Here is an 11,675-nt window from a genome sequence, read left to right as displayed (position 1 = left end):
TCGTTCTTTAAGGAAGCCTGTTTTTTTGAGGCTTTGTTATATGACGCTGTTGATTGAACACAGCCTTTTTGAAATTGTTTTATTAAGTAATATGGCTGATAAAATAGATAGGTGGATTTATTTATATGTAACTGACTGTAGCTGTTTATACCAGGCTTTGGTTTCTTCTGCATTCTCGCCATTAATGAAGATGTTCTTTCCGTCGACTTCTATGTGTAGAACTTGAGTCGATCCATCTTTATGAATGAACAGTATACTGCGGTTATAGCCCTCTACTTTAAAAGAGCCCTTTGCAACTCGTTCGGTGCCAAAGCCATTTAACTTGGATGTAACTGTGGGCATTTCATTTAGTAAATTCACTTCTGTGATGTCTGAGTAAGACCACTCATCCCCAGACATACCGGTAATCTCAAATGATGTCTTCTTTAAAATGAATTCACTCTTTTTTTCTCCAATAAGAAAAAGTGTGACAACGAACCCTACTATAATGACAAAGAGGATAGAATAAATAATATAGCTTCGCTTACGCTTTGCTGGCAGCTCATATTTCGATAGATAAATGCTACCACTTAATGTGAAAATAAGGAGAAAGCCAAATTGAACTTCGAATGCATAAGGGAAAGACGTAAAGGATAAAGGCAGTAAAATGAGCAAGCCCATTCCAGTGAGCAGAAGCCAAGAGCCTGTTTTTTGAGGATAGCCATTTTGAATTAGCTGTTGTTGTTCTGCATCTGAGCGATTATTAAAGCCGGATATTAACCAATATGCTTTTTTGTGTCGAATACTCCAGCCAAGCAGCAACAATAGGAAAGCTACCCCTAAGTGTACAATCATAAGCCCTGACATGATAGAGCACCCCCTTTTAGGTTTATTTCACCCATATTACCATTCATTTCATGAAATGGTGCATATAAAAGATTCCATTCAGTTTATAAAAGGCTTTTAGCTTGTTTCATGTGAAACAACGTTTTATAAATAGATCAAAATCAATAAAAAAACTGCCGAGAAAATCTCGACAGTCTTAACTAAGTTATATGAAATTAAACAAGTCCTTGGAACATCATAGCGTCTGCTACTTTAAGGAATCCGGCGATGTTAGCACCTACTACTAGGTTACCAGGTTGGCCGTATTCTTCAGCTGCCTCAACGCTGTTTTTATAGATATTTTCCATGATTGCGTGTAGTTTTGCATCAACTTCTTCAAAGCTCCAAGCAATTCTTGCACTGTTTTGAGCCATTTCAAGAGCAGAAACTGCAACACCGCCAGCGTTAGCTGCTTTTGCTGGTCCGAAAAGGATTCCGTTATTTAAGAAGACATCGATTGCTTCAAGTGTTGAAGGCATATTCGCACCTTCACCAACAGCTTTTACGTTGTTTTTAACAAGTAATTTTGCCGATTCTTCATCAATCTCGTTTTGAGTTGCACATGGAAGAGCGATATCACAAGGAATAGACCAAATACCTGTGCTTCCTTCATAATATTCTGCTTCAGGATGAGCATCTACATATTCGCTTAAACGTTTTCTTTCTACTTCTTTTAAGCGTTTTACTGTATCAAGGTTGATTCCGTTTTTATCGTAGATGTAACCGTTGGAATCACTACATGCAACTACTTTTGCACCTAGTTGAGTTGCTTTTTCGATTGCGTAGATTGACACGTTACCTGATCCAGATACAACAACTGTGCTGCCGTGGAATTGTAAGCCTTTATCTTTTAACATTTCTTGCATAAAGTAAACTGTACCGTATCCAGTTGCTTCTGTACGAGCTAAGCTTCCACCGAAACCAAGACCTTTACCTGTTAAAACACCAGCTTCATAAGCGCCGCGCATTTTTTTGTATTGTCCGAACATATAGCCGATTTCGCGACCGCCAACACCGATATCACCTGCAGGTACGTCTGTATCTTGACCAATGTGACGACCTAGTTCAGACATGAAGCTCTGACAAAAACGCATGATTTCTGCATCTGATTTACCTTTAGGATCGAAGTCAGATCCACCTTTACCGCCGCCGATTGGCTGTCCAGTTAATGAGTTTTTGAAAATTTGCTCAAATCCTAAGAATTTGATAATACTTGCATTAACGGATGGGTGGAAACGTAATCCACCTTTGTAAGGTCCGATTGCGCTGTTGAATTGTACACGGAAACCACGGTTTACATGTACTTTACCTTGATCATCTGTCCATGGAACACGGAAAGTAATCATGCGTTCTGGCTCAACGATACGCTCTAGAATACCAGCTTCCATATATTTAGGTTGTTTAGCGAAAACAGGAATTAATGAAAGGAAAATTTCTTTAACAGCTTGGTGAAATTCACTTTCATTTGGATTTCTGTCTTTTACTTGTTGGTATACAGTGCTTACATAATCTTTAGCGATTTGAAGTTCTTGTTGGTTTGTCTCTTGGATAGTTGCCATTTTGTCTGTCTCCCCTTAATTTAATAATTTGGTTATTATATAATGTAAACAAAAGTTATTAATTTAATGTTTTTGATATATGTATCGTATCGTGTAGAATTAATAATAACAATCTGAATATTAGATAAATAAAATGCCGTTTTAAGATGAAAGAGGTTACATATATGGAACTAAGACAGATTGAATACTTCATAGAAGTAGCAAAAAGAGAACATATGACGGAAGCAGCCGCGGCTTTACATGTTGCTCAATCTGCTGTGAGTAGACAAATATTTAATTTAGAAGCTGAATTAGGTGTACATTTATTTTTCCGTGAAGGTCGTACAATTAAACTTACACCAATTGGTAAAACATTCTTAAATCATATGCAACAAGTCGTTGGTGTTATTAATGAGGCGAAAAGGGAATTAGCGGAAAGTCTTGATCCAGAAAAGGGGACTGTTCGAATTGGTTTCCCCAGTAGTTTAGCTGCGAATGTACTACCTAATGTAATTTCTGCCTTTCGAAAGCAATATCCAAATGTTCGTTTTAAATTAAAGCAAGGTGCGTATGTTCACTTAATTGATTCGGTCATTAAAGGTGATATAAGTATGGCGTTACTTGGGCCAACACCACCGAGTGATAAAAAAATTGAAAGTGAAATATTTTTCACAGAAGAACTGGTGGCGCTTGTTTCAGAAAATCATCCTTTAGCTCAGAAATCATCTTTAAATTTAAGTGAACTTCAAAATGATTCTTTTGTATTGTATCCAACGGGATTTATTTTAAGAGACGTGGTGATTGATGCTTGTCGTCAGCACGGGTTTGAACCGAACGTTGCCTTTGAAGGAGAAGATACTGATGCAATTAAAGGCTTAGTAGCAGCAGGACTTGGTGTAACGTTAATTCCAGAAATTACACTAGTGGATAGTTTGCCGCGCTCAACGGTGAAATTACGAATTAAAGATCCTCAAGTAAGGCGCTCTGTAGGGGTGATTATTCCAATTGATAGAAGTTTGATGCCTACGGAACAACTTTTTTATGATTTTATGAGGGACTTCTTTAATCAATTACAAGGGTTTCAATAATATTAGGGGAGAATTCATCTTAGATGGATTCTTTTTTTGATTAGTTGTCTTAGACAATATGGTTGATAAAACGATGGGGGTCTCTCATGTTTTATGAGACCAGAGCGAGCAGAAGCCAAAAATCAACCGTTTTCTATAACAAAGCCTTTTGATTAAAAGTGACTTTTCTTTTTTAGGGATGGATTAGAGAATTGTTCTATAAAGATAACATTGAAAAAAGTTAGTGCTTTTCCTGTATTATATTGGAGTAATTCTTGAGGAAAACTAATAATTATATCGAAATATATCGACGAGTAATTGTTAAACGCAGGATTTTCTGTAAAATGTTTATAAATCAATGGTTTAATGGTTATTATGTAAGCGTTTTTATTTTATCAGAATAGAATTTGTTATTTACATTTTCAGAATATTAATGCTATTATAACAACAGACATTATGGAAGGGGAACATTTCGGTGAGTAATCATACGCATACAGCTACTAATATTATTATTCTCTTATTATGTTAAAAGGACTGAAACAACCATAACATGGAATTGTTTGAGTCCCGCTTATCATTGTTTTACGAAGGCGCTCAAGCAGTAATAAGTGAAAGCGAGCGCCCATCCAAAAGGACGGGTTTTTATTTGATTATATAGGTTTGAAAATTCAGAAAATTCCGGGAGTTGGAATAAGATGAAAGAACGAGGATATGTTAGTGATCGAATGTATAAAGCTTCGACAGGAATTGCGAATGCGGTATTGGTCACGTTAGGAATTGGTTTATTATTCGAATCATTTGGTAAGTATTTAGGATGGGATGTCTTTTTGGCAATCGGTGGCGCAGCGAAAGTTCTATTAGGGCCAGCTATCGGTGCTGGAGTTGCCTATCAGTTAGGTGGTAACTCATTAGTAATCTTTAGTGCAATGGCTTCTAGTGCGGTCGGTGGCGCGGCGATTCAGCGAACAGCTGAGGGTGCTTTTACGATTGTCACAGGACAACCAATTAGTGCGGTCATCGCAGCATTAATTGCAACGTATATTGGGAAACGTTTAGAGGGTAAAACAATCCTTGATATTATGGCAATTCCATTTGCAGCTGTGTTAGTTGGCGGAGTATCTGGTTATTATTTAGCGTTAGTTGTAACACCGTTTTTAAACTGGTTAAGTAGTCAAATTACAATGGGTGTTGAAGGTTCACCGTTAATCGGTTCAATGGTTATTTCTCTTGTATGGAGTATTCTTTTAATGACCCCCGCATCCTCTGCTGCGCTAGCGATTGCTTTGCAGATGGATCCAGTATCAAGTGCAGCGGCGTTAATTGGATGTACAGTGCAATTTGTAGGCTTTACAGCTATGTCTTTAAGAGATAATGATTTAGGCGGTTTCTTAGCTCAATCAGTTGTTACACCGAAAGTTCAGTTTCCGAATTTAATTCAAAATCCGCTGTATGTGATTCCGACGTTTATTGCTGCAATCGTTTGTGCACCAATTGCCACGATGTTATTTGATTTTCAAGTATCGTATGAGTTGGCTGGCATGGGATTAAGCTCATTAATTGCACCGATTGCGATTATCACAACACAAGGATTAACAACATTTTTAATTTACGTAGCAGTTGGTATGGTATTGCCTATTATCATTACACTTTCTATTCATCGTTTATTAAAAATGATGGGGAAAGTAAAAGCAGGAGAATTACATTTAGAAGTACGATAGAATAGAAAATAATAAGAGCAGCTTGATGGAAAACATCAAGCTGCTCTTATTATTATACATGAAGATTTTTGTTCATTTTAGGGTAGAATGGGAAAGGACAGAAATTGAGAAAGTAGAGAAGAGATGGAATCAATGAATGTAGAGATGCAGATTCAAGTAAAAGCAAAATTTGTTCCTAAGTATGAAAAAGGGTATCCGTTGATTATGAAGGAGTCTATCTTAAATAATCAGGATCTTCAAGATGAAGGGACCATTATTAGGCTGGTAGATGAGCGTAATCACTTTATTGCTAGAGGATACTTTGGAAAGCAAAATAAAGGATACGGCTGGCTGCTAACGCGAAGCGAACATGAAAGTATCAATACCGAATTTTTTGTGAAAAAAATTCGTCAAGCCTTTCAGAATCGTCAAGCTTTCTTTGAAAATCCTGAAACGACTGCCTTTCGTTTCTTTAATGGAGAGGGAGATGGCATCGGCGGCATAATTATTGATTATTATGACGGTCACTATGTAATTAACTGGTATAGCAAAGGGATTTATACATTTAAAGAGTATGTGATTAATGCGTTACAACAAGTTGTTAAAGTGAAGTCAATTTATGAGAAAAAGCGCTTTGATACGAAAGGGCAGTATGTGGAAGGTGATGATTTTGTTCTGGGTGAGCAGCCGGAATTTCCATTACTTGTGAAAGAAAATGGTGTTCGATTCGCTGTCTATTTGAATGATGGAGCGATGGTGGGGGTTTTCCTTGATCAACGGGATGTACGTCGTACGATTCGTGATCAATATGCAAAGGGGAAGCATGTGCTCAATATGTTCTCTTATACAGGGGCTTTTTCTGTATTTGCTGCACTAGGCGGAGCGACAAGAACGACAAGTGTGGATTTAGCCAATCGCAGTTTACCAAAAACGGAGGAGCAATTTCGTGTAAACGGTATTGATCCTGAAAAACACAATATTGTTGTAATGGATGTATTCCATTATTTTAAATATGCAATAAAAAAGAATTTAAGATTCGATATGGTCATCCTTGATCCACCAAGCTTTGCAAAATCAAAGAAATTTACATTTAGTGCAGCGAAGGATTATCAAAATTTATTAAAAGAAACGATTCAAATTACTGAAGATCATGGAATAATTGTAGCCTCGACCAATTGTAGTACATTTGATATGAAGAAATTTAAACAATTCATTGATGGAGCTTTTCGTGAGAGTAATGAAAGGTATAGAATACTTGAACAGTTTTCTTTACCAGAGGATTTTAAAACAATTTCTGAATTTAAAGAAGGCAACTATTTGAAGGTAGTGTTTATTCAAAAAGGGTGAAAAGGGACATACATGCCGATATAGGGGGCATGTATGTCTTTTTATATATGTTGAGAGTTAAATCAGGGATAATCTTTATAGAAGATAAATGGTATGAGCCACTTTATTTTTCGTTGTGAATCTTGATTAATTTATTGAAGAAGTAACAATAATATAGATGCAATGAAAAAGTGCTTCGACCAATTGTATAAGTTTTATATCTTTCTTTAAATAAAGGTAAGTTTATTTTTTAAAAAAAAGATGTTGACTTTATTATGTGAGGAGAGTATTATAAAGAAGTCGCCAAGAGAGAAGGCGATTTAATAAACCAGAAAAACTTCGTAGAAGTTGACAACTATTCATTCTTGTGTTAAGATGAAAAAGTTGAAAGGTTGCTCTTTGAAAACTGAACAAAACAAAGCGCCAACGTTAATTTTTTAAGTGAGCACACACTATAAAAAGTGCAACATGAGCAAGTCAAATTCTATCGGAGAGTTTGATCCTGGCTCAGGACGAACGCTGGCGGCGTGCCTAATACATGCAAGTCGAGCGAATCAACGGGAGCTTGCTCCCTGAGATTAGCGGCGGACGGGTGAGTAACACGTGGGTAACCTGCCTGTAAGACTGGGATAACTTCGGGAAACCGGAGCTAATACCGGATACTTTCTTTTCTCGCATGAGAGAAGATGGAAAGATGGTTTCGGCTATCACTTACAGATGGACCCGCGGCGCATTAGCTAGTTGGTGAGGTAACGGCTCACCAAGGCGACGATGCGTAGCCGACCTGAGAGGGTGATCGGCCACACTGGGACTGAGACACGGCCCAGACTCCTACGGGAGGCAGCAGTAGGGAATCTTCCGCAATGGACGAAAGTCTGACGGAGCAACGCCGCGTGAGCGAAGAAGGCCTTCGGGTCGTAAAGCTCTGTTGTTAGGGAAGAACAAGTACGAGAGTAACTGCTCGTACCTTGACGGTACCTAACCAGAAAGCCACGGCTAACTACGTGCCAGCAGCCGCGGTAATACGTAGGTGGCAAGCGTTGTCCGGAATTATTGGGCGTAAAGCGCGCGCAGGCGGTCCTTTAAGTCTGATGTGAAAGCCCACGGCTCAACCGTGGAGGGTCATTGGAAACTGGGGGACTTGAGTGCAGAAGAGGAGAGTGGAATTCCACGTGTAGCGGTGAAATGCGTAGAGATGTGGAGGAACACCAGTGGCGAAGGCGACTCTCTGGTCTGTAACTGACGCTGAGGCGCGAAAGCGTGGGGAGCAAACAGGATTAGATACCCTGGTAGTCCACGCCGTAAACGATGAGTGCTAAGTGTTAGAGGGTTTCCGCCCTTTAGTGCTGCAGCTAACGCATTAAGCACTCCGCCTGGGGAGTACGGCCGCAAGGCTGAAACTCAAAGGAATTGACGGGGGCCCGCACAAGCGGTGGAGCATGTGGTTTAATTCGAAGCAACGCGAAGAACCTTACCAGGTCTTGACATCCTCTGTCAACCCTAGAGATAGGGCGTTCCCCTTCGGGGGACAGAGTGACAGGTGGTGCATGGTTGTCGTCAGCTCGTGTCGTGAGATGTTGGGTTAAGTCCCGCAACGAGCGCAACCCTTGATCTTAGTTGCCAGCATTCAGTTGGGCACTCTAAGGTGACTGCCGGTGACAAACCGGAGGAAGGTGGGGATGACGTCAAATCATCATGCCCCTTATGACCTGGGCTACACACGTGCTACAATGGATGGTACAAAGAGCTGCGAACCCGCGAGGGTAAGCGAATCTCATAAAGCCATTCTCAGTTCGGATTGTAGGCTGCAACTCGCCTACATGAAGCCGGAATCGCTAGTAATCGCGGATCAGCATGCCGCGGTGAATACGTTCCCGGGCCTTGTACACACCGCCCGTCACACCACGAGAGTTTGTAACACCCGAAGTCGGTGAGGTAACCTTTTGGAGCCAGCCGCCTAAGGTGGGATAGATGATTGGGGTGAAGTCGTAACAAGGTAGCCGTATCGGAAGGTGCGGCTGGATCACCTCCTTTCTAAGGAAACATGAAGAATTTCGGTTCTTCATTAAAGAGGCGCTTTTGTTTTGTTCAGTTTTGAATGAGTAATTCATTCAGAACTTTGTTCTTTGAAAACTAGATAATAGATAGAAGGCAATATTTTTTGCGTCAATTTTCAAAACACCGAGTAAGATTTTTTGAATGGTTAAGTTAGAAAGGGCGCACGGTGGATGCCTTGGCACTAGGAGCCGATGAAGGACGGGACTAACACCGATATGCTTCGGGGAGCTGTAAGTAAGCTTTGATCCGGAGATTTCCGAATGGGGAAACCCACTGTTCGTAATGGAACAGTATCTTTACCTGAATACATAGGGTACTGAAGGCAGACCCGGGGAACTGAAACATCTAAGTACCCGGAGGAAGAGAAAGCAAACGCGATTTCCTGAGTAGCGGCGAGCGAAACGGAATTAGCCCAAACCAAGAGGCTTGCCTCTTGGGGTTGTAGGACACTCTACATGGAGTTACAAAGGAACGGGGTAAATGAAGAGATCTGGAAAGGTCCGTCAGAGAAGGTAAAAACCCTGTAGTTGAAACTTCGTTCCCTCCTGAGTGGATCCTGAGTACGGCGGGACACGTGAAATCCCGTCGGAAGCAGGGAGGACCATCTCCCAAGGCTAAATACTCCCTAGTGACCGATAGTGAACCAGTACCGTGAGGGAAAGGTGAAAAGCACCCCGGAAGGGGAGTGAAAGAGAACCTGAAACCGTGTGCCTACAAGTAGTCAGAGCCCGTTCATGGGTGATGGCGTGCCTTTTGTAGAATGAACCGGCGAGTTACGATTTCATGCAAGGTTAAGTTGATGAGACGGAGCCGCAGCGAAAGCGAGTCTGAATAGGGCGAATGAGTATGAGGTCGTAGACCCGAAACCAGGTGATCTACCCATGTCCAGGGTGAAGTTCAGGTAACACTGAATGGAGGCCCGAACCCACGCACGTTGAAAAGTGCGGGGATGAGGTGTGGGTAGCGGAGAAATTCCAATCGAACTTGGAGATAGCTGGTTCTCTCCGAAATAGCTTTAGGGCTAGCCTCGAGATTGAGAGTATTGGAGGTAGAGCACTGATTGGACTAGGGGCCCCCATCGGGTTACCGAATTCAGTCAAACTCCGAATGCCAAATACTTATACTCGGGAGTCAGACTGCGAGTGATAAGATCCGTAGTCAAAAGGGAAACAGCCCAGACCACCAGCTAAGGTCCCAAAGTTTATGTTAAGTGGAAAAGGATGTGGAGTTGCTTAGACAACCAGGATGTTGGCTTAGAAGCAGCCACCATTTAAAGAGTGCGTAATAGCTCACTGGTCGAGTGACTCCGCGCCGAAAATGTACCGGGGCTAAACATAACACCGAAGCTGTGGATGGACATCTACGATGTCCGTGGTAGGAGAGCGTTCTAAGGGCGTTGAAGCTAGACCGGAAGGACTGGTGGAGCGCTTAGAAGTGAGAATGCCGGTATGAGTAGCGAAAGAAGGGTGAGAATCCCTTCCACCGAATATCTAAGGTTTCCTGAGGAAGGCTCGTCCGCTCAGGGTTAGTCGGGACCTAAGCCGAGGCTGAAAAGCGTAGGCGATGGACAACAGGTTGATATTCCTGTACCACCTATACATCGTTTGAGCGATGGGGGGACGCAGGAGGATAGGGTAAGCGCGCTGTTGGATATGCGCGTCCAAGCAGTTAGGCCGGAAACGAGGCAAATCCCGTTTCCATCAAGGCGGAGCTGTGATGGCGAGGGAAATATAGTACCGAAGTTCCTGATTCCACACTGCCAAGAAAAGCCTCTAGCAAGATGTAGGGTGCCCGTACCGCAAACCGACACAGGTAGATGAGGAGAGAATCCTAAGGTGTTCGAGAGAACTCTCGTTAAGGAACTCGGCAAAATGACCCCGTAACTTCGGGAGAAGGGGTGCTCATTAGGGTGTTAAAGCCCAGATGAGCCGCAGTGAATAGGCCCAGGCGACTGTTTAGCAAAAACACAGGTCTCTGCGAAACCGCAAGGTGAAGTATAGGGGCTGACACCTGCCCGGTGCTGGAAGGTTAAGAGGAGAGGTTAGCGCAAGCGAAGCTTTGAATTGAAGCCCCAGTAAACGGCGGCCGTAACTATAACGGTCCTAAGGTAGCGAAATTCCTTGTCGGGTAAGTTCCGACCCGCACGAAAGGTGTAACGATCTGGGCACTGTCTCAACGAGAGACTCGGTGAAATTATAGTACCTGTGAAGATGCAGGTTACCCGCGACAGGACGGAAAGACCCCGTGGAGCTTTACTGCAGCCTGATATTGAATTTTGGTACAGCTTGTACAGGATAGGTAGGAGCCTGTGAAGCCGGAGCGCCAGCTTCGGTGGAGGCGTTGGTGGGATACTACCCTGGCTGTATTGACATTCTAACCCGCACCCCTGATCGGGGTGGGAGACAGTGTCAGGTGGGCAGTTTGACTGGGGCGGTCGCCTCCTAAAAGGTAACGGAGGCGCCCAAAGGTTCCCTCAGAATGGTTGGAAATCATTCGTAGAGTGTAAAGGCACAAGGGAGCTTGACTGCGAGACCTACAAGTCGAGCAGGGACGAAAGTCGGGCTTAGTGATCCGGTGGTTCCGCATGGAAGGGCCATCGCTCAACGGATAAAAGCTACCCCGGGGATAACAGGCTTATCTCCCCCAAGAGTCCACATCGACGGGGAGGTTTGGCACCTCGATGTCGGCTCATCGCATCCTGGGGCTGTAGTCGGTCCCAAGGGTTGGGCTGTTCGCCCATTAAAGCGGTACGCGAGCTGGGTTCAGAACGTCGTGAGACAGTTCGGTCCCTATCCGTCGTGGGCGCAGGAAATTTGAGAGGAGCTGTCCTTAGTACGAGAGGACCGGGATGGACGCACCGCTGGTGTACCAGTTGTCTTGCCAAAGGCATCGCTGGGTAGCTATGTGCGGACGGGATAAGTGCTGAAAGCATCTAAGCATGAAGCCCCCCTCAAGATGAGATTTCCCATAGCGCAAGCTAGTAAGACCCCTGAAAGATGATCAGGTTGATAGGTCAGAGGTGGAAGTGTGGCGACACATGGAGCTGACTGATACTAATCGGTCGAGGACTTAACCTATTGTTTTGATAACACGCAATGCTTTCCTATTATCTAGTTTTGAAGGAA

General features: G+C 42.8%; 5 protein-coding genes and 2 rRNA genes. 5 read left to right on the top strand and 2 right to left on the bottom strand.

Annotation, left to right across the window (positions count from 1 at the left end):
* Positions 1 to 117: 117 nt before the first annotated feature.
* Both BAOM_RS23430 and gdhA read right to left on the bottom strand, forming a co-directional pair.
* Positions 118 to 846, bottom strand: coding sequence for a DUF3784 domain-containing protein (locus BAOM_RS23430; RefSeq protein WP_127762320.1), 729 nt, complete (start codon positions 844 to 846; stop codon positions 118 to 120).
* Positions 847 to 1,040: 194 nt separating this feature from the next.
* Positions 1,041 to 2,423 (bottom strand): NADP-specific glutamate dehydrogenase, encoded by a 1,383-nt coding sequence (gene gdhA, locus BAOM_RS23425; protein WP_127762319.1) that lies wholly within the window; start codon positions 2,421 to 2,423, stop codon positions 1,041 to 1,043.
* 164 nt (positions 2,424 to 2,587) lie between these two features.
* On the opposite strand from gdhA, the gene BAOM_RS23420 reads away from it, so the two are divergent.
* The 5 genes from BAOM_RS23420 (at position 2,588) to BAOM_RS23400 (ending at position 11,627) form a co-directional block, all read left to right on the top strand.
* Positions 2,588 to 3,490 (top strand): glutamate biosynthesis transcriptional regulator GltC, encoded by a 903-nt coding sequence (locus BAOM_RS23420; RefSeq protein ID WP_127762318.1) that lies wholly within the window; start codon positions 2,588 to 2,590, stop codon positions 3,488 to 3,490.
* 674 nt (positions 3,491 to 4,164) lie between these two features.
* Entirely contained in the window at positions 4,165 to 5,187 is a 1,023-nt protein-coding gene (locus tag BAOM_RS23415) for a PTS sugar transporter subunit IIC (RefSeq protein ID WP_127762317.1), read from the top strand.
* Between the two features lie 132 nt (positions 5,188 to 5,319).
* Positions 5,320 to 6,513, top strand: a complete 1,194-nt coding sequence (locus tag BAOM_RS23410; RefSeq protein ID WP_127762316.1) for a class I SAM-dependent rRNA methyltransferase — start codon at positions 5,320 to 5,322, stop codon at positions 6,511 to 6,513.
* Positions 6,514 to 6,976: 463 nt separating this feature from the next.
* Positions 6,977 to 8,526: ribosomal RNA gene (locus BAOM_RS23405) — 16S ribosomal RNA — on the top strand.
* 167 nt (positions 8,527 to 8,693) lie between these two features.
* Positions 8,694 to 11,627 (top strand): 23S ribosomal RNA (locus tag BAOM_RS23400).
* The 16S and 23S rRNA genes sit together here, the layout of an rRNA operon.
* The last annotated feature ends 48 nt before the right edge of the window (positions 11,628 to 11,675 follow it).

Source organism: Peribacillus asahii (assembly GCF_004006295.1).
Lineage (GTDB): Bacteria > Bacillota > Bacilli > Bacillales > DSM-1321 > Peribacillus > Peribacillus asahii_A.
The sequence above is the reverse complement of the archived record's forward strand: the minus strand, read 5'-3'. Positions and strand labels throughout refer to the sequence as shown.

Excerpts from the sequence above, each read along its gene's own strand:
- BAOM_RS23420 (WP_127762318.1), top strand. The coding sequence starts at position 2,588 with ATGGAACTAAGACAGATTGAATACTTCATAGAAGTAGCAAAAAGAGAA.
- gdhA (WP_127762319.1), bottom strand. The coding sequence starts at position 2,423 with ATGGCAACTATCCAAGAGACAAACCAACAAGAACTTCAAATCGCTAAA.
- BAOM_RS23415 (WP_127762317.1), top strand. The coding sequence starts at position 4,165 with ATGAAAGAACGAGGATATGTTAGTGATCGAATGTATAAAGCTTCGACA.
- BAOM_RS23430 (WP_127762320.1), bottom strand. The coding sequence starts at position 846 with ATGTCAGGGCTTATGATTGTACACTTAGGGGTAGCTTTCCTATTGTTG.
- BAOM_RS23410 (WP_127762316.1), top strand. The coding sequence starts at position 5,320 with ATGAATGTAGAGATGCAGATTCAAGTAAAAGCAAAATTTGTTCCTAAG.